The organism is Geminocystis herdmanii PCC 6308 (genome assembly GCF_000332235.1).
Classification (GTDB): domain Bacteria; phylum Cyanobacteriota; class Cyanobacteriia; order Cyanobacteriales; family Cyanobacteriaceae; genus Geminocystis; species Geminocystis herdmanii.
Genome location: NZ_CM001775.1, coordinates 2,288,925 through 2,315,200 on the forward strand (window position 1 = coordinate 2,288,925; position 26,276 = coordinate 2,315,200).

At 34.9% G+C, this 26,276-nt stretch carries 33 protein-coding genes; 17 read left to right on the forward strand and 16 right to left on the reverse strand.

The features are described from left to right. Positions 1-39 precede the first annotated feature (39 nt). Together SYN6308_RS11335 and SYN6308_RS11340 are read left to right on the forward strand one after the other, a co-directional pair. Positions 40-258, forward strand: coding sequence for a type II toxin-antitoxin system Phd/YefM family antitoxin (locus tag SYN6308_RS11335; protein WP_017294557.1), 219 nt, complete (start codon positions 40-42; stop codon positions 256-258). Next, positions 255-641: a type II toxin-antitoxin system VapC family toxin gene (locus SYN6308_RS11340; RefSeq protein WP_017294558.1), complete on the forward strand. Its 387-nt coding sequence runs from the start codon at positions 255-257 to the stop codon at positions 639-641. Before SYN6308_RS11335 ends, SYN6308_RS11340 begins: the two co-directional genes overlap by 4 nt. Positions 642-707: 66 nt before the next feature. On the opposite strand, the gene SYN6308_RS11345 is transcribed toward SYN6308_RS11340, so the two are convergent. Then, positions 708-965, reverse strand: coding sequence for a glutaredoxin family protein (locus SYN6308_RS11345; RefSeq protein WP_017294559.1), 258 nt, complete (start codon positions 963-965; stop codon positions 708-710). A gap of 203 nt (positions 966-1,168) precedes the next feature. Next, entirely contained in the window at positions 1,169-1,831 is a 663-nt protein-coding gene (locus SYN6308_RS11355) for an ABC transporter ATP-binding protein (protein WP_017294561.1), read from the reverse strand. A gap of 171 nt (positions 1,832-2,002) precedes the next feature. On the opposite strand from SYN6308_RS11355, the gene SYN6308_RS11360 reads away from it, so the two are divergent. Then, positions 2,003-2,293, forward strand: a complete 291-nt coding sequence (locus SYN6308_RS11360; protein ID WP_017294562.1) for a BrnT family toxin — start codon at positions 2,003-2,005, stop codon at positions 2,291-2,293. Next, on the forward strand, positions 2,265-2,534 hold the full coding sequence (locus tag SYN6308_RS11365; protein WP_017294563.1) for a BrnA antitoxin family protein: 270 nt from the start codon (positions 2,265-2,267) through the stop codon (positions 2,532-2,534). Before SYN6308_RS11360 ends, SYN6308_RS11365 begins: the two co-directional genes overlap by 29 nt. A gap of 28 nt (positions 2,535-2,562) precedes the next feature. Here SYN6308_RS11365 and SYN6308_RS11370 read toward each other — a convergent pair whose 3' ends face one another. Next, entirely contained in the window at positions 2,563-2,847 is a 285-nt protein-coding gene (locus SYN6308_RS11370; RefSeq protein WP_017294564.1) for a hypothetical protein, read from the reverse strand. A gap of 26 nt (positions 2,848-2,873) precedes the next feature. Beyond that, on the reverse strand, positions 2,874-3,719 hold the full coding sequence (locus SYN6308_RS11375) for a hypothetical protein (RefSeq protein ID WP_144051432.1): 846 nt from the start codon (positions 3,717-3,719) through the stop codon (positions 2,874-2,876). A gap of 222 nt (positions 3,720-3,941) precedes the next feature. Here SYN6308_RS11375 and SYN6308_RS22325 point away from each other — a divergent pair, with 222 nt between their 5' ends. The 7 genes from SYN6308_RS22325 to SYN6308_RS11415 all read left to right on the forward strand — a co-directional run bounded on the left by SYN6308_RS22325 (position 3,942) and on the right by SYN6308_RS11415 (position 13,173). Next, a complete protein-coding gene (locus tag SYN6308_RS22325; RefSeq protein ID WP_017294566.1) occupies positions 3,942-7,235 on the forward strand; it encodes a GAF domain-containing protein in 3,294 nt (1,097 codons plus the stop codon). Between the two features lie 147 nt (positions 7,236-7,382). Continuing rightward, a complete protein-coding gene (locus SYN6308_RS11385) occupies positions 7,383-8,564 on the forward strand; it encodes a sensor histidine kinase (protein ID WP_017294567.1) in 1,182 nt (393 codons plus the stop codon). 440 nt (positions 8,565-9,004) lie between these two features. Beyond that, positions 9,005-9,745, forward strand: a complete 741-nt coding sequence (locus SYN6308_RS11395) for a creatininase family protein (protein WP_017294569.1) — start codon at positions 9,005-9,007, stop codon at positions 9,743-9,745. A 39-nt stretch (positions 9,746-9,784) separates the two neighbouring features. Continuing rightward, the gene (locus SYN6308_RS11400; RefSeq protein ID WP_026102034.1) at positions 9,785-10,600 is read left to right on the forward strand and encodes a carbon-nitrogen hydrolase family protein; all 816 of its coding nucleotides are present in this window, start codon (positions 9,785-9,787) and stop codon (positions 10,598-10,600) included. 17 nt (positions 10,601-10,617) lie between these two features. Next, a complete protein-coding gene (locus SYN6308_RS22330; RefSeq protein ID WP_017294571.1) occupies positions 10,618-11,301 on the forward strand; it encodes a hypothetical protein in 684 nt (227 codons plus the stop codon). A 195-nt stretch (positions 11,302-11,496) separates the two neighbouring features. Further along, complete coding sequence (locus SYN6308_RS11410; RefSeq protein WP_017294572.1) at positions 11,497-12,732, forward strand: RNA-guided endonuclease InsQ/TnpB family protein; 1,236 nt, start codon at positions 11,497-11,499, stop codon at positions 12,730-12,732. A gap of 159 nt (positions 12,733-12,891) precedes the next feature. Next, positions 12,892-13,173, forward strand: coding sequence for a YiaA/YiaB family inner membrane protein (locus tag SYN6308_RS11415; protein ID WP_017294573.1), 282 nt, complete (start codon positions 12,892-12,894; stop codon positions 13,171-13,173). Positions 13,174-13,325: 152 nt separating this feature from the next. Here SYN6308_RS11415 and SYN6308_RS11420 read toward each other — a convergent pair whose 3' ends face one another. The 5 genes from SYN6308_RS11420 to rpmH form a co-directional block, all read right to left on the reverse strand. Then, positions 13,326-13,817 (reverse strand): Jag family protein, encoded by a 492-nt coding sequence (locus tag SYN6308_RS11420; protein WP_017294574.1) that lies wholly within the window; start codon positions 13,815-13,817, stop codon positions 13,326-13,328. A 24-nt stretch (positions 13,818-13,841) separates the two neighbouring features. Continuing rightward, on the reverse strand, positions 13,842-14,987 hold the full coding sequence (gene yidC / locus SYN6308_RS11425) for a membrane protein insertase YidC (protein WP_026102035.1): 1,146 nt from the start codon (positions 14,985-14,987) through the stop codon (positions 13,842-13,844). 99 nt (positions 14,988-15,086) lie between these two features. Continuing rightward, positions 15,087-15,479: a PH domain-containing protein gene (locus tag SYN6308_RS11430; RefSeq protein WP_017294576.1), complete on the reverse strand. Its 393-nt coding sequence runs from the start codon at positions 15,477-15,479 to the stop codon at positions 15,087-15,089. Then, positions 15,469-15,837 carry a ribonuclease P protein component gene (gene rnpA / locus SYN6308_RS11435; RefSeq protein ID WP_017294577.1) on the reverse strand — a complete coding sequence of 123 codons (369 nt, stop codon included), beginning with the start codon at positions 15,835-15,837 and terminating at the stop codon, positions 15,469-15,471. The genes SYN6308_RS11430 and rnpA overlap by 11 nt, the downstream gene beginning before the upstream one ends. 76 nt (positions 15,838-15,913) lie before the next feature. Then, positions 15,914-16,051: a 50S ribosomal protein L34 gene (gene rpmH / locus SYN6308_RS23930; protein ID WP_066349386.1), complete on the reverse strand. Its 138-nt coding sequence runs from the start codon at positions 16,049-16,051 to the stop codon at positions 15,914-15,916. A 438-nt stretch (positions 16,052-16,489) separates the two neighbouring features. Here rpmH and cobM point away from each other — a divergent pair, with 438 nt between their 5' ends. The 3 genes from cobM (at position 16,490) to SYN6308_RS22335 (ending at position 18,364) form a co-directional block, all read left to right on the forward strand. After that, complete coding sequence (cobM, locus tag SYN6308_RS11440) at positions 16,490-17,299, forward strand: precorrin-4 C(11)-methyltransferase (protein WP_017294578.1); 810 nt, start codon at positions 16,490-16,492, stop codon at positions 17,297-17,299. A 118-nt stretch (positions 17,300-17,417) separates the two neighbouring features. Beyond that, on the forward strand, positions 17,418-18,086 hold the full coding sequence (locus tag SYN6308_RS11445; protein ID WP_017294579.1) for a HEAT repeat domain-containing protein: 669 nt from the start codon (positions 17,418-17,420) through the stop codon (positions 18,084-18,086). Between the two features lie 38 nt (positions 18,087-18,124). Then, the gene (locus SYN6308_RS22335) at positions 18,125-18,364 is read left to right on the forward strand and encodes a hypothetical protein (protein WP_017294580.1); all 240 of its coding nucleotides are present in this window, start codon (positions 18,125-18,127) and stop codon (positions 18,362-18,364) included. 526 nt (positions 18,365-18,890) lie between these two features. Here the strand turns inward: SYN6308_RS22335 and SYN6308_RS11455 are convergent. The 5 genes from SYN6308_RS11455 to SYN6308_RS11470 form a co-directional block, all read right to left on the reverse strand. Continuing rightward, a complete protein-coding gene (locus SYN6308_RS11455; protein WP_017294581.1) occupies positions 18,891-19,247 on the reverse strand; it encodes a XisI protein in 357 nt (118 codons plus the stop codon). Beyond that, positions 19,231-19,560: a XisH family protein gene (locus tag SYN6308_RS22340; protein WP_237741211.1), complete on the reverse strand. Its 330-nt coding sequence runs from the start codon at positions 19,558-19,560 to the stop codon at positions 19,231-19,233. Before SYN6308_RS22340 ends, SYN6308_RS11455 begins: the two co-directional genes overlap by 17 nt. Further along, positions 19,532-19,630, reverse strand: a complete 99-nt coding sequence (locus tag SYN6308_RS26005) for an element excision factor XisH family protein (protein ID WP_390089587.1) — start codon at positions 19,628-19,630, stop codon at positions 19,532-19,534. Before SYN6308_RS26005 ends, SYN6308_RS22340 begins: the two co-directional genes overlap by 29 nt. Before the next feature lie 19 nt (positions 19,631-19,649). Further along, the gene (gene murD, locus SYN6308_RS11465; RefSeq protein WP_017294582.1) at positions 19,650-21,014 is read right to left on the reverse strand and encodes a UDP-N-acetylmuramoyl-L-alanine--D-glutamate ligase; all 1,365 of its coding nucleotides are present in this window, start codon (positions 21,012-21,014) and stop codon (positions 19,650-19,652) included. A 62-nt stretch (positions 21,015-21,076) separates the two neighbouring features. Next, complete coding sequence (locus SYN6308_RS11470) at positions 21,077-21,628, reverse strand: RDD family protein (protein WP_017294583.1); 552 nt, start codon at positions 21,626-21,628, stop codon at positions 21,077-21,079. A gap of 81 nt (positions 21,629-21,709) precedes the next feature. Between SYN6308_RS11470 and SYN6308_RS22345 the strand changes: the two genes are divergently transcribed. Continuing rightward, positions 21,710-21,925, forward strand: coding sequence for a hypothetical protein (locus SYN6308_RS22345; RefSeq protein WP_017294584.1), 216 nt, complete (start codon positions 21,710-21,712; stop codon positions 21,923-21,925). A 141-nt stretch (positions 21,926-22,066) separates the two neighbouring features. Here the strand turns inward: SYN6308_RS22345 and SYN6308_RS11485 are convergent, their stop codons facing one another. Next, a complete protein-coding gene (locus SYN6308_RS11485) occupies positions 22,067-22,309 on the reverse strand; it encodes a type II toxin-antitoxin system Phd/YefM family antitoxin (RefSeq protein ID WP_017294586.1) in 243 nt (80 codons plus the stop codon). Between the two features lie 75 nt (positions 22,310-22,384). Continuing rightward, positions 22,385-23,074 carry a uroporphyrinogen-III C-methyltransferase gene (gene cobA / locus SYN6308_RS11490; RefSeq protein WP_017294587.1) on the reverse strand — a complete coding sequence of 230 codons (690 nt, stop codon included), beginning with the start codon at positions 23,072-23,074 and terminating at the stop codon, positions 22,385-22,387. A 175-nt stretch (positions 23,075-23,249) separates the two neighbouring features. On the opposite strand from cobA, the gene SYN6308_RS11495 reads away from it, so the two are divergent. Together SYN6308_RS11495 and feoB are read left to right on the forward strand one after the other, a co-directional pair. Beyond that, positions 23,250-23,861, forward strand: coding sequence for a FeoA family protein (locus SYN6308_RS11495; RefSeq protein ID WP_017294588.1), 612 nt, complete (start codon positions 23,250-23,252; stop codon positions 23,859-23,861). A gap of 83 nt (positions 23,862-23,944) precedes the next feature. After that, a complete protein-coding gene (feoB, locus tag SYN6308_RS11500; RefSeq protein WP_017294589.1) occupies positions 23,945-26,272 on the forward strand; it encodes a Fe(2+) transporter permease subunit FeoB in 2,328 nt (775 codons plus the stop codon). Positions 26,273-26,276: the final 4 nt, after the last annotated feature.

Consider the following 26,276-nt stretch of genomic DNA (forward strand, 5'->3'; position numbering starts at 1 on the left):
AAATAAGAGTAATATTTTTTCGTCAAGACAATTTTAATCATGACTAAGTTAGATATAAAGCAAATTTCTCCTAATTTATCTGGATTAATCGATTTAGCTATCAAAGGAGAAACAGTTATCATTACACAAAATGATCAACCAGTAGCACAAATTTCTGCGATTAAACGCCCTTTAAAACGAGGTAGTGCAAAAGGTAAGGTGTGGATGTCACCTGATTTTGATGAACCTCTTGAGGATTTTAAGGATTATACCATATGAATTTATTAATAGATACTCATATTTTTATTTGGTTTATTAATGATAATCCTCTATTAAGTAATGATTTAAAAGATGTCATTGAAGATTCAAATAATCAAATTTATTTAAGTCTTGCTAGTCTTTGGGAAATGTCGATTAAATATAATTTAAAAAAACTCAAACTTAGTACTTCCTATGAGGAATTTATCGAAACAGAAGTCAATCAAAGTTGCCTTAATTTGCTAAATATTGAGATTAAGCATTTTAAAATTAATGCTAATTTACCTTTATACCATAGAGATCCATTCGATCGACTCATTATCTCTCAATCTATAGCAGAAAATATGCCCCTTATTTCTGTAGATTCTGCGTTTTCTTTGTATTCTATCACTCTTATCAATTAAACACCTTAGTTCGATCGATATTTTGATTATGTAATGTCAAAAAAATTAAATATTAACAAAATATGCTTAGGATAAATATTTGTGTAAAATTTTTGTCAATTGAGAGACAGAAACACGAGGAGAAATGCGAGGAATAAATGTTTCTCCTGTTTCGGTGGCTAAAAACAGCACAGGAATTTCATATTGATACATTTCCCACCATTGATGATTAGTAGTAATATCTCTAATTTCTAACTCTAAGGAAATCTCTGTAATTTCTCTTAATTTTTCCTCCAATCCTTCGCACAAATGACATCCAACTTTACTATATAAAATTAATTTCATTATCTGTTAATACCTATAATTTTTTAGCTTAATGTCTCCTAATTATGATAAAAATTTTAACAAATATTTAGACTTGTCCAAAAATTGGTAAAAGAAGGGTTAAAACCCTTACTACAAACTTACTCAAATTTTTTTGTGGAAGATGATTGGTTAGGGGTAATAAATCGAACTTTATCGAATAAGTTGGAAGCAGTTGTTAAGATTTAATTAATGATTTTACCATCGGCAAAGCTGATGACTCTTTTCGTTTCTTCCGCCACGTCATGCTCGTGGGTGACAAGAATAATTGTCATATTTTCTTCGTTTAATTGACGAAATATCTGCATAATTTCCTTGGTGGTTTCGGAATCGAGCGCCCCTGTCGGCTCATCGGCTAGTAGTATTAAAGGATTATTGACGATCGATCTCGCAATAGCAACCCGTTGTTGTTGCCCTCCTGAAAGCTGATTAGGCTTATTATTAAGGCGGTGTTTTAAGCCTACTTTAGTTAATGCCGAAATTGCTCGTTTTTTTTGTTCAACAGGGGAAACATCGGCGTAAATCATGGGGAGAATGACATTTTCGAGGGCGCTTAACTGGGGTAAAAGATGGAATTGTTGGAAAATAAAACCTATTTGTAAATTGCGTACCTTTGCCAGTTGTTTCCCAGAAAAAGAGGCGACATTTTTCCCATTCAGATAATAATTTCCCGATGTAGGTCGATCGAGACAACCTAAAATATTCATCATAGTTGACTTTCCACTACCTGATGATCCCATAATTGAGCAATATTCACCCTCTGCTATTTCTAAATTTACTCCTGACAGGGCATGAACTTCAATTTCTCCACTACCATAAGTTTTATATATATTTTCTAGTTTAATCATTGATAGTAGGGAAAATAGATAATGGGTTAAATTGATGGTTTTGTTTTCATTATGTCAAATCATCATATTAATATTCAATCAAAATCAAAAAATTTTGCTATGTTAAAGTTTTGATGTGAATATAATGCTTATGGCTATAAAATAATTTAGAAAAAGAGTTTGTTATCATTAATGGGAGGATATGAATGGGATGAAAATAAAAATAAAAAAAATTTAGAGAAACATAAAATTAGTTTCGAGGTTGCTATTGATATTTTTAAGAATCCAGTTTTAACAAAATTAGATACTAGAGATTATAAAGGAGAGATACGTTTTTTAAGTATAGGAAAAATAGATGATAATGTCTATTTATTTATTGTTTGGACTCAAAGAAATATAAATAAGCGTATTATTTCTGTCCGTTCTGCTAGTAATAAAGAAAGGAAAATTTACTATGAATATATCGAGAGAAGAACAACTTAAATTATTAAGTAATATGAAAGATGAAGAAATTGATTTTAGTGATATTCCTGAAACTGATGCTGAGTTTTGGGCTGATGCTAAAATTGATTACCCTAACCAACAAGTAAAGGTTATCCTTAATATTGATCAGGCTATTTTAGACTTTTTTAAACAACAAACAAAAGGGGAAGAATATCAAGTTTTAATCAACAATGTCTTAAAACAATATACTTTAAAAGCTCAAAGAAAAATCAATAGTTAACAAATTCCTAATTCTCAATTCTCAATTCTCAATTCTCAATTAATTTTCCGTATTTGTTTTCATAATGACGGATAATCGATTTTACTTTAATTTCGATCGAACTAATCGAACTATCAGAGGGATAAGCGATATTTAACCCCCCTACCTGACTTTGAAGATAATCAAAATTAGTCGCCGTTTGGGGTAACAAATCCGTCTTAACTCCCTCAACCTGTCTTAAATGGGCGGCCATTTCTCGATAAACTGCTAGGGGAAGTCGATCGAGTTTGAATGTAATACTTTTTATTGTGGGTTCGATCGTGGTATTAGACAATGTACTTAAAACCTCCTTTTTAAAATCTATAACTTAGCTACTTCATCACTTTCTTGGATTATGTTACCTATTTCTTGGGTAACTATTTGCCCATATTGCTCAAAAACAACAAATCCTTGATTATTACCAATATTGCGATACACCGTTTGATTATCTTCTAGTAAAGCAATGGAAGTAGGATAATTAAAGCGAATTTCTCTCACTCTAACACGGACATTTCCATCAGAAATTATATCTCCAACTCTAACGGATTTCGGAACATTTTCCCATGGTGCTTGAACTAAAGCAATATTATTTCCATCTAAATTCATTACCCCAGATACCCTCATCTTCGATGCTTCCGTAGGAGAAGGAGGTAAAACGGGAGCTTGTTCTTGTAACTTTACTATGTCAACTACAGCACCGGGGGGAAAACCATTTTTCCCATCTCCGATAATCCTCTCACCACTTCTACCCGCTGGAGTAGAACCATTTTGAGCCATATCTGTAGAGGGTGCAGAGGGTGCAGAAGGTGCTGTTGCAATGGGTACAGGCGTTCTGACGATCGCACGATCGACTTGAGAAGAAGGAATAGGTTGATCTTGTCTGATCTTAATTACCGCAGGAGGACTGATAGAATTAAAGGGATCATTTCTACCTTGATTTATTTGTCTTAATCTGTCTTGGGGATTCGTAGAAGGAATTAAACCGCCAGTACTACCGACAACTTGATTATTATCAGAAGTTTCGGGCGTTTCTGTTACTTCAGGGGTGGGAGTGGGTGTCGGAGGGGGAATTTGAGGGATAGTTGCCGTATCTTCTCCTCCGCCAAAAAATCCACATCCATTTAATAACAAGGCACTTGATATTATTACAGAATATATTTTTTTCATTTTTAATAAATTTATTGTTATGGATTAAATATAGCAACCCTAGATAAAATTTTAACCTTAATTCGATCGAAATTTAAGAGAGAAAATTGAAGCGAGAATTGAACTAAAAATATCTTTAAAACCTAATACCTAAAACCTAATAACTACCCATATCAAAAATTCTTGTCTCAAACTGATGTTTTTGTTATACCATGAAGGTAAACATAAAAATGGTTGTTGAGCATGGCGCACAGAAAAAGAACTAGAAACGATCGACAATGGCTTAAATTTGAAGATAAGTTCGATCGACTAGAGGCTAAATTCGATCAGTTTTCCTCCCAAGTAGAAGTATCCTCTCAAATTAATATCCTTACAGGTATTATTTCTAAAATTCGTCGCACTCTCAACTTAGATAATGTTTTCAATATCGCCGCCACAGAAACGAGAAAATTACTAAAAGCCGATCGAGTGGCAATATATAAGTTTAATCATGATGATAGTGGACAATTTATCGCCGAATCCGTAGCCGATGGTTGGGTTTCTTTAGTGGAAAAACAAGAAGAAGATACAGAAATTAACATAAATATTAGCGACTGTAGTGTTAAATACTTAAATTCCACCGATTCCGTCAGCGATACTTATTTACAACAAACCAAAGGAAGTAGTTTTACACCTAATAATTCATTTCGAGTGTGTAATGACATTTATCAAGCTGGATTTTCTCGATGTTATCTCAATATCTTAGAGCGTTATCAGGCTAGAGCTTACGCCATTGTCGCTATTTATGATCAAGAAAAATTATGGGGACTATTGGCAGTTTACCAAAATTCTAGTTCTAGGGAATGGCAAAAAATCGAGATTCATTTACTAAGTCAAATTAGTGATCATCTAGGGATTGCCATAACTCAAGCAGAATTGTTAAAAACCTCAGAAACTCGTTATCAAGAATTACAAAAAACCTTAGATATTCAAGCAAGACAAAAACAAGAGGAGTTAATTCAAGAAACTAAGCAAGAAAAAGCCTTAGCAGAAGTTATTGATAAAATTCGCCGTACTTTAGACTTAGATACTATTTTTGATACCGTTACTAAGGAAGTCAGACAATTATTTAATGCCGATCGAGTGGCTATTTTTCACTTTCACGATTATATTAATTATCATGATGGGAAATTCGTTTCAGAAACCATCATTGAACCCTATCAATCCACTTTAAATCAAAATGTGTTCGATCGTTGTTTTGGGGATAAATACGCTACATCCTATCAAGAGGGAAATTATTTAGCCCTAGAAGATATTTATAAAGCTAATTTGAGTGATTGTCATATCTCCATTCTCTCCCGTTTTCAAGTCCGAGCTAACTTAGTGTTACCCATTAATCAAAATAAACAGTTATGGGGATTATTATGTGTTCATCAATGTTCATCTCCCCGTCAGTGGAAAGAAGCAGAAATCGAATTTTTAAAGAAAATTACCATTCAATTAGGCGTTGCACTACAACAAGCCGATTTATTTTATCAGCAAAAAAAACGTACCGAAGAACTACAAATTGCCTTGGCAGAGGTAGAAAAACAAAAACAACAACAAATTTTAATTGCAGATCAAGAACGAACAATCTCTCATATTATTGAAAGTATGCGTTCTTCTTTAGATATAGAAAAAGTGTTGCAAACTGCCACTAATGAAATTCGTCAGGCTTTGGAGTGCGATCGAACTGCGGTATATCGTTTTAATGGCGATTGGAGTGGAGAATTTATTTATGAGTCCATGAGTAAACATTGGACTCCCCTTAACGTAGCCAATACAGAATTTGTGTGGACAGATACCTATTTACAAGAAACCCAAGGGGGAAGATATGCCCACCATGAAACCTTTGCAGTAGAGAACATTTATACTGTAGGTCATGAAACCTGTCATATTCAGATTTTAGAAATGTTTGAAATCAAAGCCTATATGATAGCGCCTATTTTTGCAGGGGAAAAACTATGGGGATTATTAGCCGCCTATCAAAATACTAATTTTCGTTACTGGTATCCCCACGAAATCAACTTGATTAAACGTATTGGGGAACAATTAGGAGTGGCATTACAACACGCTAACTTATTGCAACAATTGGCAACAACTTCAGAAAAAGCACAATCTGCTAATAATGCAAAAAGTGAATTTTTAGCAAATATGAGTCATGAATTAAGGACTCCTTTAAACGCTATTTTAGGTTTTACCAATCTTCTTAACCGTGATGCTAATCTTAATTATAAACAAAAAGAATATCTTAATATTATCGCTCGATCGGGAGAACATTTATTAACCTTACTCAGTGACGTTTTAGAAATGTCGAAAATTGAAGCAGGTAAAATTATTCTCAATCAAAATGATTTTGATCTCTATTTTTTGTTACAAAGTTTAAAAGAAATGTTTGAACTAAAAGCCCAATTAAAAGGCTTAAGTTTAAATTTTCATTGTGCCAAAAATGTTCCTCAATTTATCCATACTGATGAAAATAAATTACGTCAAATATTAATCAACTTGCTTAGTAATGGTATAAAATTTACGGAACAAGGAGAAGTAAATTTATACTGTAGTTTTTTAGAAGATACTTCTAATTTATTCCCTCGTATAAATTTTACTATTGAAGATACAGGATTAGGCATTGAAGAACAAGAAATGAATATTTTATTTGAGCCTTTCATACAAACAGCATCGGGAAGAAAATCTCAAGAAGGTACAGGTTTAGGATTACCTATTAGTAAAAAATTTATTAAATTAATGGGAGGTGAAATAAATGTTAAAAGTAAACTTAATCAAGGCTCAATTTTTCAGTTTTTTATTCCTGTTAAATTAATTAAAAATATTGAAATTAAATCCGTCAAATCTAATAAAATAATTGGATTTTCTGGTATAGATGAAGAATATCGTATTTTAATTGTCGATGATAAATTAGAAAGTCGCTTAATTTTACTAAATTTATTATCAGAAATTGGTTTTGTCGTCAAAGAAGCCCAAAACGGACAAGAAGCGGTGATACTATGGGAAACATGGCAACCTCATTTAATTTGGATGGATATGCGAATGCCTGTCTTAAATGGATATGAAGCTACAAAAATTATCCGTCAACAACAAAAACCAGACTTTATCACCAAAATTATTGCCTTAACTGCTAACGCTTTTGAAAGAGAACGATCGAAATTATTACAAGCAGGTTGTGATGATTTTGTTCCTAAACCCTTCCGAGAAGAAATGATTTATGAAAAAATAGTAGAACATTTAGATATAACATTTATTTATGAATCTTCTTCCGTATCTCATCAATATCTCAAAGAATCCGATACCGAAAAACAATATCAACATCAATTAATGCAAATGAATCCACAATGGCGGGAAAAACTATATCAATCAGCTTTAACCGCCCGAGAAAATCAATTGAGACAATTAGTCAAGGAAATTGAAATCGAACATCCTAAACTGGCAGAATACCTCTTAGATTTGATTAATAAATTATTATTTGACAAAATTACCCAAATAAGCGTTACCCTTAAATAGTGAATAGTTGATAGTGAATAGTGAATCGTTTTTAATTCGACCTTCTTTAACACAACCTATTTACAAAATAAATCTTAACTGTAATAATGTTGAGAATTTGTAAAATAATCAAATATAGTAAAAAACTACTATTAAAAGAAAACACTCATGACAGACTATCAAGAAATATCAAAAGGAGATATTCTAATCGTTGATGATATTCCTGAAAACCTAGAGTTATTATTTCAAATCTTGACGGAACAAAATTATGAAGTTCGTCGGGTTTTAAGTGGACATCAAGCATTGAAAATAACTGAAATCGATCCTCCAGATTTAATGCTATTAGATATAAAAATGCCAGAAATAGATGGTTATGAGGTTTGTCGGCAATTAAAAAGTCATAAGAATACTCAACATATTCCTGTGATTTTTTTAAGTGCTTTAAATGAGACTTTTGATAAAGTTAAAGCGTTTCAAGTTGGTGGTGTTGATTATATTACAAAACCTTTTAATATTCCTGAAGTTTTAGCTAGAGTAGAGAATCAATTACAACTGATTAAAACGAAAAAAAGATTAGAAGAAAAAAATCAAAAACTTCTTTCTATTAATCAACAATTAGAGTTACAAAAACAAGAATTAGAGATTGTGAATAAGGAATTAGAAGCCTTTAATCATCGAGTTTGCCATGATATTCGCAATGAGTTAGCTATTATTCAAGGATTTAGTCAGGTATTATTAGAAAATGGCTATCATAATAAAACTGAAAAATCTCAAGAAGCATTAACATATATTATTTCTGCGGGTAAATTAATTGAGCAAATCATTAAAGATTTAAGTCGTTTAACTTATATTAATTCTCAACAATTAGACTTTCAAATCGTTGATTTAAGTTCTATAGCACATAATATTATTAATACTCTGGAAAAATCTACACTCCATCGAGTAATAGATTGGAAAATAAGGGAAAATTTATCGGTTTATGGTGATCCCAATTTATTCTATATTGCCCTTGATAACTTATTATCTAATGCCTATAAATACACCGCTACAAGTGACAATGTAGAAATAGAATTTGGCAGTCTTGATAATATTAATGGGGCGGATAATCAACAGATATTTTATATTAAAGATAATGGTGTGGGTTTTGATATGGAGAAAGTTGAGAAAATTTTTGCCCCCTTCGTGAGATTACATAGCAATTCAGACTTTGAAGGTACAGGTATTGGATTAGCAACGGTACAAAAAATTATCCATCTTCACGGTGGTAAAATATGGTGTGAAGGAGAAGTTAATAGAGGTGCGACTTTTTACTTTCAATTACCAAACAAAGAATTAATGGATAATGGATAAAAGAACGTTTAAAACCCTCCTAGAGACTTTGCATACAACATCTCTACCCCAATTTTTCTGTTTGAAAAGTCATAATTTTGACAATTGCTCCCCCCTTGCCCCCCTTGAAAAAGGGGGAAATATTATACAAAGTCCCCATTTTTAACCTGAGTTCGATATAAAAATAGGTGAGGGCTGACTTGGAAGACTCCGAAGACAGGAAGACAGGAAGATTGTATTTCTGATGAATGAATAAAATTCTCTCAAAAGTACATCAAATATTGAGAATTTTTCTCCCTGTCCACTTGTCCACTTGTCCACCTGTCTAGTTTTCATCATTTTCTTTATGTCGAACTGAGGTATTTTTAAGGGGGATTTAGGGGGATCAGAAACTTTTAAAACAGGTTCTAAGGGTGACTTTTAATTCTTAATTCTTAATTCTTAATTCTTAATTCTTAATTATGCAACTACATTTAGCCACTTGGCAGGAAATCGAAACCTATCTTCAAGATAATGATGGGGTGATTATTCCCATCGGATCGACCGAACAACATGGTCCTACGGGGTTAATCGGTACGGATGCCATTTGTGCCGAAAAAGTGGCGATCGGGGTGGGTATGAACGTTAAAGCCATTGTAGCACCAACAATCAATGTGGGGATGGCTCTCCATCATACCTCTTTTCCCGGTACGATTAGTTTACGCCCCACAACTTTAATTCTTTATGTCCAAGATTATGTTACCTCTTTAGCAAAAGCGGGTTTTCGCAAGTTCTTTTTTGTCAATGGTCATGGCGGTAATATTGCTACCCTCAAAGCGTCTTTTTCTCAAATTTATGATCATTTAGAGAGTTTAAATATACCCCGTAGTAATGAGGTGAAATGTTCGATCGCCAACTGGTTTATGTGCCGTGAGGTGTATAAGTTAGCCAAAGAATTATATGGAGATCAAGAAGGTTCTCACGCTACACCCTCGGAAGTGGCTTTAACTCAATTTGTCTATCCAGACTATATTAAAAATGCTCCTTTGAGCGAAACGGTAGGAAAAGGACACCCGATTTATGGGGCGACTAATTTTCGTGAGTGCTACCCTGATGGTAGAATGGGATCAAATCCGACTTTGGCAACTCCAGAACACGGTCAACAGTTCTATGAGTTGGCAGTAAAAGAACTAACGAACAGTTATCTCGAATTTATTAGTTAGTGAGGGTTTGTTTATCTTATTCTCTATTTTAAATCACAGATGAAATCATATATTGCGGCGGCGGTTTGCATGACTAGCACTCCTGATGTTGACAAAAATTTAACTCAGGCAGAAGAATTAATTGAATTAGCGGTTAATCAAGGGGCAAAATTGATTGGCTTACCTGAAAATTTCTCTTTTTTGGGTAAAGATGACGACAAAATTCATCAAGTGGATTCGATCGCAACTAAGAGTGAAAAATTCTTGATTCGTATGGCTCAACGTTTTCAAGTCACTATTTTAGGCGGTGGTTTTCCTACTCCCTTTGTGGAAGATCAATCAAAAGCCCATAATACCGCTATTTTAGTTGATCCTAATGGCTTAGAGTTAGCTCGTTATGATAAAGTACATTTGTTCGATGTTAATGTCCCCGATGGTAATAATTATCAGGAGTCAAGTACCGTCAAAAGTGGTGCTGATTTGCCTCCCGTTTATGATGGTGGTGATTTAGGAAAGTTGGGCTTATCTATCTGTTATGATGTGCGTTTCCCCGAAATTTATCGTCATTTGTCGAAGGAGGGAGCAGAAATTCTCTTTATTCCCGCCGCTTTTACCGCCTATACTGGAAAAGATCATTGGCAGGTTTTATTACAGGCAAGGGCGATCGAAAATACCTGTTATGTAATCGCCCCTGCTCAAACAGGAAATCATTATGCGAGACGTTGTAGTCATGGTTACGCCATGATTGTTGATCCTTGGGGATCAATTTTAGCCAGTACCGGTTCTCAAATTGGGGTTGCCATAGCGGAAATAAATCCTCAAAGATTACAACAAGTTCGGCAACAAATGCCCAGTTTACAGCATCGTGTTTTTTAGCAGTAGGGACGCAAGGTTTGCGTCCTGTCACAATTAAGCAAGGTTTGCGTCCTGTCACAATTAAGCAAGGTTTGCGTCCTGTCACAATTACGCCCGATTTGCTTCCTGTTACAATTAAGCAAGGTTTGCATCCTGTCACAATTACGCCCGATTTGCGTCCTGTTATGTTTAAATCAAAGAAAATGCTCAAAAAACGCTGGAGAACGGTTATTATAGCTTTTATAGTAGGCTGTAGCCTTATTTTAGGATGGGGTGCATCCTATGGTTTACAAGGTTCGATCGAAGCCCAGACAAAAGCTGTCGATAAAGCTACAGGAAATTTTAAAATCGGAGAAGATTTTTATCTTCAATATTGTGCTACTTGTCATATTCCCATTCCTCCAGGGGTTTTACCTCAACAAACTTGGCAAAGAATTTTAGAAAATCCGGGCAATCATTATGGCGTGAGGATAGAAGGATTAACAGGATTCACTCAACGTTTAATGTGGCAATATCTACAAAATTATTCTCGTCAGCTACTCAAAAATGAAACTGAGCCGAAATACATAGCACAATCTCGTTATTTTTTCGCCCTTCATCCTAACGTCACTTTACCCACTCCCACGACTCTGAATACTTGCATTGAATGTCATCATCAAGCACAAGATTTTAATTATCGCATTGATTTTGAACAATCATTGAATGAAATACTTAGTAAATAGTCATTATTTGAAACTATATGACTTCTAATCCTATTATACTTAGCTTTCTTCGGCAAGAAGCTCCACACTGTATTTTTCGCTTAAGAAACACCCACAAAATCAGTGTGGGATGAATTGCCGTCCAGATTTATCTGCACAAATCAGAAATCTTATGTTATTATAAATCTAGGTCAAAAATTAAATTCGCCTAAGACAATGATTAATCTCAACTACGAGTACCGCATATACCCAGAGCCATCACAGGAGGAAACCCTCTTGCGGTGGCTTTTTGTGTGTAAGCGGGTGTATAATTATTGTCTGGCAGAACGAAAAGATTGGATAAAATCGAGGAAGTCTCCTATTGATCAATGTTCGTTGGTTAATGAGTATATTATTCCTGCGGAAACGAAATATCCCGACTATTACTACCAAAAGCGACAACTAACGGAAGCCAAGAAAACAAATCCTGAATTGAAGGAAGTTCCATCTCAAGTTCTCCAAGAGGTTGTTGGTAAAGTCGATAAAACTTTCAGGTCTTTTCATAATAGAGGGTATGGGTTTCCTCGTTTCCGCAAAAGGATTCGCTCAATGGTGTTTCCTCAATTCAAAACTAATCCTATTGTTGGTAATCAAATCAAACTACCAAAGATAGGCGATATTGAGATTAACTTACATCGACCGATTCCAGAAGGATTTGTGGTTAAGCAAGTCCAAGTAGTGAATAAAGCATCAGGTTGGTATGTCATTTGTACAATCCAGTCTGAGGGAAATATTCCTGATCCAATTCCCGACCTGTCTTATTCTAGTCTAGGTATTGATTTGGGATTTTCCAGCCTTGTAGCTACATCCAGAAATGAGATTATTGATAGACCTAAGTTTTTAATCAGCTTACAAAGCAAGTTGACATCACTGCAACGTGAGCTAAAAGACAAAGTAAAGGGGTCTAATAATTGGAAAAAAGCCTGTAAGAAAATTGCACAGTTACATGAATATATCCATCGAGTCAGGAAAGATTATCATTTTAAACTAGCTCATTATTTGTGTGATCAAGCCAAGATGATTTTCATAGAAGCAATAGACTTTAAGTCATGGGGGCGAGGAATGTTGCGTAAACATTCCCTAGACTTTGCCTTCGGTGCTTTTGTCGATATTCTGACTCTAGTGGCGAAAAAAAGAGACGTATATCTTCTAAAAGTTGATAAGGATTATACGTCTCAAACTTGTCCAAATTGCAATACTCTTACAGGGAAAAAGGATTTGAAAGAAAGAATCCATAGTTGTCTTGAATGCGGTTTTACGATCGACCGTGACGTAGCCGCCTCTATGATAATAGAACAACGTGGATTACTAGCCGTTGGGCAGACGGTGTTGCAGTCTGTGGAGGACAATGGTATCGGGGCTGTAGAGAAATCGATAGCTAGAGCCATCCTAAGAAGCAGAAAATCCAAGTAGCGATATTTGGAAGCCCACGTCTGTACCCGTAGGTCAGCGTGGGAGTGTCACAAGAGGAATAATTTAACCAAGCCAGTTGAAAAAGTGTCTTAAGAGTACAGGTTAAAAAAAAAGATCAAAATTATAATTGTGGTAACAAAATTGAGAGGTTAAACACTTATGGGCAAAGAAAATTTTAATCAAACTCACAGTAGTGCATGGGTCATTCAAACATGGTTGTCTTTTGTTATCTCGATCGGAGCCACATCTATTGGTATAATTTATTTACCTGTGGACGTATGGATTAAAGGGTATATGGGTATGGGATTAATATTTACTGTTGGCTCAACGGTTAGTTTAACCAAAACTCAGAGGGATATTCACGAAGCGAGTAGAATTATCTCTAAGTTAGAAGAAGCGAAGGTGGAGCGTATTTTAGCGGAACATAATCATCTTAATTAGACTTCGACCATAATTAGAAAAATGAGGGTTGAAACCCTTACTACGAAACCATAAAAAATCTTTTCTGGAGATGTCTATTGAAAATAGATACTCGATCGAATTTTACCGTCCCAAGTCATGAAGTTGGTGGGCATTGCCCACCTTAATTTTGATTATTCTCTTAATCTAACCACTAAACGTCTATCAGGCTCATTACCCTGACTTTCTGTCAACAAATCGGGAGATTTCTCTAACATACTATGAATTTGACGGCGTTCCACAGATGAAAGATTGCGTATTTCTTCAGGAACTCCCGTGATACGCACTTTCTCCCCTGCTCTTTGGGCGATCGCCATTAATTCAGCCTGACGACGAAGACGATAACCATTTAATTCCACCGTGAAAAAACGATGAGAGTTTTCATCGACACCGATATTGAGTAAAGCATTAACTAAATATTGAATAGAGTCGATCGTCTCTCCTTGTTTACCCGTTAAGGCTTCAATTTTTGATAAATCGAAAGGACTTTCATCAATGGTAAGCCAACAGGAAATAGTTTGATCACCATTTTGCTCTACCCTATTTAAGTTAACATTTGTGGGAACTCCCATTAATTTTAAGAGAGTTTCCAACCATTTTTGACCTTTTTGGATTTGTTCATCCATAATTGCTATAAAAATTGTGATTGATTATGAAGTTTTTTCTTTCTTTTTCCCTGCTTTTTTCTCAAAAGGTATCACTTCTCTACCTTTTGCCGCTTTTTCTTGCTCATCTAAGATTTTTTGAATATTCTCAGGCAAAGGTTCACGGGTTAAGATGAGAGTTTGAATAGTCTGAAAAACGTTGGCAAGAACGATATACATTAAAACCCCAGCAGGAAGGGGGAAAAATAAGAACATTCCCGAAAAGAGAATGGGGGTAATTTTATTGACGGTTTGTTGTTGATCATTTCCAGCGGGTTTTTGACCTGTACCTGATAATTCTTGGTTAAGATAGATACTGACACCAAAGAAGATAATCATGCCCACAATATCCCAGTTAATCGAACCGTCAGGATTAGTGGCGCCCACTCTGCCTAAAGCCTGAATAAATAAGAATCCTTTATCGGCGGCGATACCGGGGATAGTAATTTGAATGGTGGCATCTCCCACTCCTAAAGCGGTGATTTCGCCATTTTCATTAACAGTAATTCTTTCTTCACCTTTAGTTACTACCCATCGGGGTTGTATATTACTTTCAGGATATTGATTATTTAAGTCTTGTAATGATTTACCTTCGATGGTTTGTAATTCAATTTTTTCGCTTTCTCCTACGGTTAATTTATTACCTGTGGGTAAAATAGCGGTAATTTTGTTGTGTAAACCATCAGTAACAAATACGTTTTGAGACTTGGTGCTATAGGGTTGAGGTGCGATACGTTCAATTTGTTCTTGAGGAAAAATCTGTAAGTCAACGGTGTAGTTAATGTCAGAAAACGGTGAACCTCTGAGGGTTGCAAATAAAGCGAATAAGATGGGCATTTGTAATAACAAGGGAAGGCATCCTGCGAGGGGATTACCAAATTCTTGCATGATTTTTCCCATTTCCTCTTGTTGTTTTTGAGGATTGTCTTTATATTTTTTCTTGATTTCTTCTTGTCTTTCCTTCATCAAAGGTTGAGTAATCCGCATTTTTCTCATATTGCGAATTTGCCCAGCGCTGAGGGGATAAACGGCGAATCTTACGACTAAAGTTAGGGCGATAATGCCAAAACCATAACTAGGCACAATCCCATAAAAAAAGTCTAGGATTGGCAACATTATATTAGTTGATATAAAACCTATACCAAAATCCATTGTAATCTCTTTAAATTTACTATATTTTTAATACTTAATAGATATTAATTGATCATGATCGCTTTTCATTGTTAATTGTTCATTGTTCACGGTTAATTATTACTGGGCGATGGCATCTTTAGGACGACCTGTTTTGTCGGCGGCTCGATCGCAAATATAATCATAGATTTCACGAAAACGAGGTACTGCGCGCATTTCTAAACGACTTCTGTCTTTAAGAGTGACGACAATATCGCCCCAAAAGCCTAAACCTCTGGGAACTTTTACTACTTTGACAATTTCTGAGTAGATAATATCGGTACGATCTTTTCCTTGCCAACCGCCAGTAATAGAAATTCGTCGATCGGTAATGCGAAATCTTAGCCAAATAGCACGAACGATCGCCCCTACCGTCAGAGGAAGACAGATAACAGTAAAAGCTAATAGAATATTGAAAATGAGATCCCCGATATGGGGACCACCTTCATAAAAAACATCTTCTCTAATGCCCATGAATTATTTCCGCTCTAATTAATAACTGTTCTAATTCTCTCAAAAAATGTTCATAATTGCATTCTTGAGCTGATGGTTTCACAATAACAACAATCAGCCAACCAGAAGAAATTTTTGGTAATAAATCCCGAAAAACAGACCTAATCTGTCTTTTAATCCGATTACGAACTACTGCTTTTTTGCTAACTTTGCGACTAATGGAAATACCAATTTTAGTATCCATAGATGAATTAGCAGAATTTTCAGTTATCGGTAAAGCTCGAATAATGAGATTAAGACTAGAGCGGCGAATACCCTGTTGATAAACAGATTGAAAATCCCACCGCCGTTTTAGTCTATGTCGTGATGGTAGTCCCACCTAAATTTATACTAATTACAATAAAATTGATCGATCGTGATAGTCAAGAAATAAAAATAATAATATAACGATTAAGTTATACAGATAATCTTTTTCTGCCTTTATTACGACGAGCTTGAATCACTTTACGACCATTTTCGGTTCTCATACGCGCACGGAAACCAGAGGTTCTTCTTTGTTTGCGTCTTGTGCCATTTAATGTATGCTTACTCAACGGTTTTTCCTCCTTAAATTTAGTTAATAAAAAAAACAGCAATATACATTATATGCTAGATTGATTAGTCACGTCTATATTTGTGAACTAGATAATTTTTGATGAACGTAAGATAGGGTGTTGGGGTGTTACCTCAGTTAGACAAAATAAAAGTAGTGAAAACAAGACAAGTGGACAAGTGGACAAGTAGAAAAATTCCTAATATTCGATACACTTTAAAATTGGGATTAGAGGAATTTTTTGCTTACAGATTTCAGGTAATAAAATAATAATAAATCTTGAAATAATCAATTTATGATACTAAATTATCAAAACTCATTACTTATTACTCTTTACTCATTACTTTCTCTTCACCAAAAATTTTAGAATGAAACAGTCCTAGGTGGGAGATAGACGATCGATGGTAAAATAGCAATCTAATTAATTTTCTTAAAAATAATGCGCTCTGGTGTCTATTTTATCGGTGCAGGACCGGGTGATCCTGATTTGTTAACTATTAAAGCCTACAAAATTTTACAAGAAGCTGATGTAATTTTATATGCAGATTCTTTAGTACCGAAACAAATTTTAAGGGATGTTAAACCTAGTGCCGAATTAATCGCTACGGGGAATCAGACGTTAGAAAAAATTGTGCCTTTAATGATCGAAAAAGTCAAGGAAGGTTTAATGGTTGTTAGGCTTCAATCAGGGGATTTATGTCTTTATAGTGCTATTCATGAACAAATGATGGAGTTAGCAGAGGCGAATATTCCTTTTGAGTTAATACCCGGTATAAGTGCTTATCAGGCGGCGGCGGCGAAAATTAGCACGGAATTAACTATTCCAGAGTTGGTGCAAACGATCATTTTAACGAGGGTTAGCGGTAATGCGTCCCCCGTACCAGATAAGGAAGAATTGAAGGGTTTAGCGGCACATCAGGCTAGTTTATGTTTATATTTGGCGGCTCGTCATGTGCGCAAAGCTCAACAAGATTTACTTGAGCATTATCCTGTAGATACTCCTGTGGCGGTGTGTTATCGGGTGGGGTGGGAAGATGAAAAAATTTTGATTGTACCTTTAACCGAAATGGCTAGAGCTACAGAAGAAAATAACTTAATTCGTACCACGATGTATATTATCAGCCCTGCCCTCAAAAAACTTTCTGATGATGAAGTTCGATCGCAAAGTGGCGTTTCACGATCACAAAGTGGCGTTTCACGATCGAAATTATACCATCCTAGTCATAAACATTTATTTCGTCCCAAGTAGAGAAAATAGAGAGTAGGGGATACATTCTCAATTCTTAATTCTTAATTCTTAATTCTCAATTCTCCATTCTCAAATCGATCGCCTATAATGAGAATTGTAAAGAAATGTTGAGAAAAATATGAGTAATGTTAACTTAGCTGAAATATCTAGTAAATTAGATAGTAGCAATTCTAAAGATAGACTCCTCGCCCTTGCATCTTTAAGGGAAGTTAGTGCAGAAGATGCTGTGCCTCTGATTATAAAAGTTATCGATGATGAAATTTTACCAGTTCGATCGATGGCGGTGTTTGCTTTGGGGATAAAAAAAACTGAGGAATGTTTACCTATCTTAGTAAAATTATTAGAAACCGATCCTGATTATGGTATTCGTGCCGATGCCGCTGGCGCTTTAGGTTACTTGAGAGATATTAGAGCATTTGAAGCCTTAGTTCGATCGTTCTATGAAGATACGGAATGGTTAGTTAGATTCAGCGCCGCAGTGTCATTAGGTAATTTAGGGGATATTCGAGCAAAACAAGTATTATTAAAGGCGTTACATAGTGACGAAACAGTTTTACAACAAGCGGCAATTTCTGCATTAGGAGAAATCAAAGCCGAGGATTGTATCGAAGAAATTTTAGTTTTTGCCCAATCTGACGACTGGTTAATTCGTCAAAGATTAGCGGAATCTTTAGGTAATTTTAATACAGAAAAAAGTATTTCAGCTCTGAAATTTTTAGCAAAAGATGTTAACCCTCAAGTATGTCAAGCGGCGAATCATTCTTTAGGCAAAATCAATAATAATTAGGGTGTGATAAAAACGCCTCTTTAATATGGAAAGAAAACATGAGTAAGACTATTGAATTTATCACCACTATTCATCAGGGAGTAATTGTCATTCCCCAAGAGTATCAGGGAAAACTTGAAGAAGTTCAAGAAGTGCAAGTTATTTTCAAAACAAAAATAACATCCCCCCATCCAATTAATCAATTAAAAGGAAAAGTAACGGCTTTTAAAAATATTAATTCAGTAGCATGGCAACAACAAATGAGAAAAGAATGGGATGAAACTAGATTATCTCATTGATACTAATATCTTAATCTCATTGGAGATTCAAGTGGTTTCTTTAAAGTTAAAATAGGCTAAAATTTATTTAATTTTTAATGTTTTTTAAACCACTTATTAAAATAAAATTAGGTGCGTCAGACGGTAAAGTTTTAAAAGAGCTTTTAACTGTTAACTAATAGTTTATTATAGTTGTTTATACCTACTCACGGGATAAAGGTTGACATTTTTTTAAAATATGTTAGCTTTTAATGAAGTCGATAACCAAGACTGTTAAAACTATTTAATTTAAAGATTAAATTAAATAAAAATTAGTTATTATTCAAGATTAATCAATTAATTAGAATAATAAAAGTAGGGTGGGTTACACCCGAATCAACGCTTGTGGACAGTATCAAGCCGACTTGACTGGTAGAAGCAAGAAGTAAACGTCATAGGTAACTATGAGTAAGTTTTATATAACAGCAAAAAATATCTCTATTATCTGACACACCCTAAAATATTACTAATTATGGTTGATGCTTATTGATAACAGCTTAACGTTATGTTAAGCTACGGCAAAACCAGTTTCCTCTCGAATTTGAGGATCATAAAATGCTAAAACAATTTTATCTTTAGAAATCCCTGCTTCTAATAAGTCCGTAGCAATTCCTTTTTCTGTACCATCTCTTTGAATCCAAATTTTATCATCAATAATATCCACATGAATTAAACAACTATGGACTCTTTTAGTCGCTGAATAATTAGCATTAATTTTTTCTCTACCTATCACCATTAGTAAATAATGATCTTTTTCTGTATCAAAAATAGTTTCTAATTTAACATCATCATAAGAATAAGAAAATTCAGTATAAGACTCAATAATTTGTTTAATTATTGTTCCATAATTATTTCTGGTATCCATTGTACAATTTCCTCCGAATTAATATCAAAAATAAGTAAGTTAAGTTGATAATCTTCTGTTCAAATATGTCCATATAAACAATACTAGGAATTGCTAAATACAATTTTCTATCTGGCTCTTTTCTTTTAATAACAGAACGATATAATAAGTATTGTCCTAATGCTTGTTCTAAAGCGTAAACTTCAGATATGGAAGCAAAAGTTTTGATTTCTACTGCTATTTTTTGATCTTGTTTTTCAGCTATAAATAATTTTTCTGCTACTAAATCTACATACATATCCTTATTACTCCATCTTAAATCTAAGAGGATCATTTGTTATGATCCAATCATCTTTAATGAGAGCATTTTTACAACTTTCATGATAACGATCTTTTGCAGACATTTTGCTGTTTTATTAACAATTAATTATTAAGATTTAAGCATAATTCTCGAAAATGATCTCCTCGATGTTCAAAACTGCGATATTGATCAAAACTAGCACAAGCTGGAGAAAGTAACACGACTTTGGCTTTTGTTTCTTCGGCTAATTGTTTGCCTCTGGCAACAGCTTTTTCCATGTCATTGACTATTTCATAGTTTTTAAATCCCTGAATTTCCAATCTTTCGGCAAATAATGAGGATGCTTCACCAATTAACAACACAGAAACACATTTTTCTTTAATTTTTTTTATCCATGGTGTGTCGTCTCCTTCTTTGGCTTCTCCTCCTGCGATGAGAATGGTGGGAGATGCTACAGAATCTAAGCCAACTTCGGCGGCATCATAATTGGTGGCTTTACTGTCGTTGATATAATCCACACCGTTGATGGTGGTAATTAATTCTAAACGGTGAGGTACTCCTGTAAATGATGATATAGTTTCTACGATCGCACCTTTACTAACTCCAGCAAGTCTAGCGGCGGCGGTTGCCATTAAAACATTTTGTAGGTTGTGTTTTCCTACCATTTTAAACAGGGAAATAGGGGCAATTAATTCTTTAAAAGCTACTATCCAAGAGTCTTCTAAATAAACTCCTTTTTCTACATCTCCTAATAAAAATTCTTTGCCTTTTACACTTGTCCAATATACATTTTTCCAGTCTAAATTTAAACCAAAATTATGTAAATAAGGATCATCTCCATTTAAAATTTTAGAGGACGATCGTTCCAATAAACTTGCTTTAATAAGATGGTAATTTTCGAGGGTTTTATGTCTTGCTAAATGATCAGGAGTGAAGGTTGTCCATAGTCCAATTTTAGGAGATAATTCGATCGAGGACTCAATTTGATAACTACTAATTTCGGCGACTACCCATTGAGGAGGATTTTCTAAGGCAGATAAGGCTAATTCACAAGCGGCATAACCGATATTACCACAGGCACTGGTGTTGATACCGCCAGTTTTTAACATGGCTTCAATTAAAGCTGTAGTGGTGGTTTTACCGTTTGTGCCTGTAATGCCAATCCAAGGAGAAGATTTGAGATATTGCCAAGCCAACTCCATTTCACCGATGGTTTTAATGCCTTGTTGACGGGCATTGACTAATAATGGTATATCCCAAGGTACACCCGGACTTACTACAACAAAATCTGGCTTATTTTGGTCATTTAAGGGCATATTTTCTCCTAACTTGACAGTTATCCCCTCTTGAGCTAGATTTTCTCGAATTTTCTCTAGGGTTTCGGAGTTTGAACTGTCATAGATAGTGACTTGATGATGATCTTTTGTTAAAATTCGAGCGGCGGCGATGCCAGATTTTCCTAAACCAATGATATTAACGTTGCCCATTTATTTATAATTTTTTTTAATAATTATCAATTTGTAAAAGTTTACTAATCAATTTTAATTGTTTATCGGTCTTTTCTTCTCTTATTTTCCCAAGTTTTCCTTGCTTCTTTATACCATTTTTTCACTCTTAAATCTAAAGAAAATCCTCGTTTAGTTTGAATAATAATTGTACCACTAACTCGATCGTGAAAGGCTTGATTATATTCATCATCGGTTAAAGCCGTCACCCCGTCAGCAATCAAGGGTGTACAAAACAAAACCATGAGCAAAAAATCAGCAAAGTTGACTTTTAAGCCGATCATGGTCAAAAATGCCAGAATAGCAATGATACCTTCTCGTTTTATCAAATTGACAAGTAGGGGAAGACGGTTAAAACGAGCATCGGTAATTTTTAAATCCATTGCCCAACGTCCTAAACTTTGTCCTTTGTTTTTATCTACTATGATCACCCGTAAAATTAACCATAGCAAAGAAAAAACCATAAATTCCAAGAAAATATTAGTCACAAGGGAGGATATTATCCAAACTGCGATAAAATCGATTAAAAAAGCGTAGGCACGTCGATCGAACGGAGCTTTGGGCGATCGACGATATTGGATTTCTTCGCTATACATGATAGGGGATTCAAGACTTTTGCCAAATATGAGATTATCTGCTATTATAAATTGAAAAGGTATCAGTGGGAGTCTGTAATTATGCCAAGGTTAAAACGTTGGGAATCCCCTAGAAGGGAAGGAAGAAACGATAAAGGAAAAGGAGGCAGTGCCAAGAAAAAACAATGGCAAAAACGCCTAAAAATGTTAAAAAGTAAACTCAAAAATAGCAACAATGGGGAAGTTAAAAACTTCCCTTTTTTTATGGCTCAAAAATTGATAATAAACATCACCAATAATTGTCAAAACAAAGGCTAAAGCCCTTACTACAAACTAATAATTTGATTGTTATTCATAATGAGAGTACATTCTAATTATTTTTAGCTTTAGTTTTAAGTCCACTACTACTAAGTTTTTTTGCATCTTTACTAGCTTGTTTTGTATAAACTATTTTATATTTCACCAGTCTAATTCCTCATCACAGTCTTTTCTGGGAGTATTTAAGCCTTCTTGAATTGATTTTTTCATCCCCGATATTGAAGATAAATATAATGTTTCGTGAATTGCCAACCAGTCTTCTTGAGAGATTAAAACTGCATTATTTTTTTCTCCAGTAATCGTAATTGGTTGATGAGATATGGTTACTTCTTCTATTCGTTGATTAAAGTTACTTTCCGCTTGTTGAATAGTTTTAATAGTCATAGGATTTGATTTATCTTTTTTTCTAATTATAATTATTATTGTCTTGGATATTACGAGTTTTAACTTTGTCAGGGTTTAATTAACAACTTTTCCGATGACGATTATACAAGGGGATAAAGAAATATTTACAGTTTTTTCCACAATATTATTCAATGTACCTTTCCAAATTTGTTGATGAGGATTTCCCCCGTTTTTAATAATCGCAATGGGATAATCGCTCGATCGACCATACTCCTGTAATTTTTGAGTTATGATAGGTAAATTTTTCCCTCCCATGAGAATAACTAAAGTATCCACTTGACTTAATATTGACCAATTGAGTATATTCGGATCATGACCTGTCAGAATAGTTAAACAACGACTATCATCTTTTTCTGTCAACATGATATTCGCCCATAAAGGCACGGCAAGGGCGGAAGAAATACCGGGAATAAGCTCAATATCCGTATTAAGATGACTTAAAGCCTCTAATTCTGGATTAATACGCCCAAAAATAGCAGGATCACCGCATTTAAGACGAATAACGGTATCATATTCTTGGGCATACTTGACTAATAAATCATTAATACTGATTTGAGAAGTACTAACTTTACCGCCTCTCTTTCCCACACAAATCTTGAGACACTCATCGGAAGCGATGTCGAGGATTTCCTTTTCGATTAAACCATCATAAATAATAACCTGCGCTTGGGATAGGATTCGATAACCCTTCACCGTCAGATAGTCAATTCCTCCAATTCCTGCACCAATGAAATAAACAGTCATAAAAACGAGCTTTATATTTTACTCACGTTTCAAGTTAATAGTTAAGAAATATTTAAGATGTTGCCAAATATATCCTAAATGTTGAATAATAAAATTATTGAGAAAAATAATCAATAATTTAGATAATTTTATTCAATACTTTTTCATTAATAGTATAAAGGAAAATTAGATAATGATGAAATCCAGTAAGACTGAAAACATACACTGGCAGAAGTTTTCTTATTGGGGTGAAAAATCCAATTTGGAAGATGAGACAACAACAACTTTAGGGCAGAAATTTTCATCTTCTAGCTATGCTCTTTCTCAAGCTAAAACTGGTGCAACGGTGTGGGTTGTGGGATTTACAGAAAAAGGTGGTACTAATAAATTTTTGGGTATGGGGTTAATTAGGGGTACGAAACTTCAAATTGTCAATGCTCAACCTAGTGGCTCGGTAATGATTGCCATTCAAGATCAAAGAATGGGTATCGGGGCTGGTATGGCTAACAAAATTTTAGTCAGTGATACGCAGTTAATCCATCAAGAGGAAAATTTAATGACAAATACTACTAGAGTTTATTTGCGAGAAATGGTGAGTGGTACGGTAGGACGTGTTTTAGGTTATGAGAAAGCCATGAGGGGTTATAAAGGTAAATTGTTATCTATGGGGTTAACGCCGCGCACAGAATTTACCGTAATTAGGGTAGCACCTTTAGGAGACCCCATTGAAATTAAGGTTAGAGATTTTCATTTAAGTTTGCGCAAACAAGAAGCTGACACTTTAATAGTAGAAATTGTTAATAGTTAATAGCTATGAAACAAGCATTTTAGATAATTAATCAGTATTTTTACTTATTATCTTGACCATTAACCATCAACAAAACAAAAAGTATGTTAAAACCAATTATAGGACTTATAGGCAATCCTAATTGTGGAAAAACCACCCTTTTTAATGCCTTGACAGGAGCAAATCAACGCACGGGAAACTGGCCCGGTGTTACAGTCGATCGAAAAGAAGGTAAATTTAATCATGAAGGTAAAACAATTACTGTAGTCGATTTACCCGGAGTTTACTCTTTGGATGCAGATGATGAAGAAACGGGATTAGATGAGTTAGTGGCACGAGATTATTTACTTTCAGGGGAAGCTAATTTAATTATTAATATTGTGGATGCTTCTAATTTAGAACGTAATCTCTATTTAACGACTCAAATCATGGAGATGCACTTACCCATGGTAATTGCCTTGAATATGATGGATGTTGCCGAAAAAAGAGGCATTTCTATTGATACTAATTTACTCAGAGAAAGATTAGGTTGTCGAGTAGTTTCTATTAGTGCAGTTAACGGAGAAGGTATCAAAGAGTTAATTAATGTGATTGCTGAAGAAGTCCAGAATTTGACTCATTCAGTGTCTTATATAGCTTATCCTGCTGTCATTGAGGAGGCTTTAGAGGAATTAATTTCTTACATTACCGAGAATAGTACTAAACGGATTGTTGAGCCTCGTTGGACGGCTTTAAGTTTATTACAATATGAAGATCGGGGTATAGAAAATTTAGGGGGGAAAGAATTACCTTCCGTAGTCGCTAAACATCGTCGTCAAATTCATCAAGTACTAGGTGAAGATATTGATATTATGATTGCTGATAGTCGTTATGGTTTTATTCAGCAAGTTACCCAAGGTGCGACAGGCAGACAAGGGGAAATTAATAGTAACGTGTCCGATCGAATAGATCAAATTGTACTCCATCGTTGGTGGGGGATTCCCATTTTCTTCGGTGTGATGTATCTTATGTTTCTTTTTACGATTAATGTTAGTGCAGCGTTTATTGATTTTTTTGACATGACTGCCTCTACTATTTTTGTGGATGGTTTAGCTCATGTTTTACAAAGTGTTAATACTCCCGGATGGTTAATTGCTTTACTCGCCGATGGTGCGGGGGGCGGTATTCAAACTGTAGCGACTTTTATTCCTGTAATTGGCTTTATGTTTTTATTTCTCTCCATTTTGGAAGATTCTGGTTATATGGCACGGGCGGCTTTTGTCATGGATAGATTAATGCGATTAGTGGGGCTTCCGGGTAAATCTTTTGTGCCAATGTTGGTGGGATTTGGTTGTAACGTACCTGCCATTATGGCAACTCGTACCCTTGAAAATTCGCGCGATCGTCTCATGACAGTGATGATGAATCCTTTTATGTCATGTGGTGCAAGGCTTCCCGTTTATGCTCTGTTTGCGGCGGCTTTTTTTCCTATAGGTGGTCAAAATATTGTCTTTGGATTATATATATTAGGTATCATTGCCGCTATTTTTACGGGAATAGTGATGAAAAATACTTTACTCAAAGGAGAAATTAGTCATTTTGTCATGGAATTACCTCCTTATCATTTACCCCGTGTTAAAGGTGTGTTCATTAGGACATGGGATCGATTAAAAGCCTTTTTATGGAAAGCAGGGCGCGTAATTATTTTAATGGTAATGGTTTTAGGTTTGTTAAATTCTGTCAGTTTTGATGGCTCTTTTGGCAATCAAGATACCAAAAATTCGGTTTTGAGTGTTGCGTCTGAAGCTGTAACCCCTATATTTTCCCCTATGGGATTGACTAAAGAAAATTGGGCGGCAACGGTGGGCATTTTCACGGGAGTTTTTGCTAAAGAAGCGATGGTAGGAACTTTAGATTCCCTTTATAGCCAATTGGCAAAAGAAGATAATCCCGATGAGGAAGCGAAAATAGATGAATATAGCTTCTGGGGAGGTATAAAAGAGGCTTTTGCCACGATTCCTGCTAATTTAGCTGATTTACCCTCTCAATTGCTCGATCCTTTAGGCTTAAATATTGGTAATACTGAAAATATCGAAACTGCGGCAGAAGAACAAGAAGTCGATAAAAGCACTTTTGGAGCGATGGTGAAGCGTTTTAATGGACAAGCTGGGGCTTTTGCTTACCTTTTATTTGTTTTGCTCTATTTCCCTTGTGTTTCGGCTACGGCGGCGGTTTATCGTGAAACTAATTTATGGTGGACAGTTTTTGTCGCAGTATGGACTACGGGCATGGCTTATTGGGTAGCAACAATGTTTTATCAAATAGCGACTTTTTCCCAACATCCGAGTTTTTCTTTGACATGGATTGTGGTAATGAGTCTAATTTTGGTGGGAGTGTTATTTACTCTTAGCCAGATTCGCCCCATTAAAACTGTCAAAAAGGCTATTGTTTAGGGGA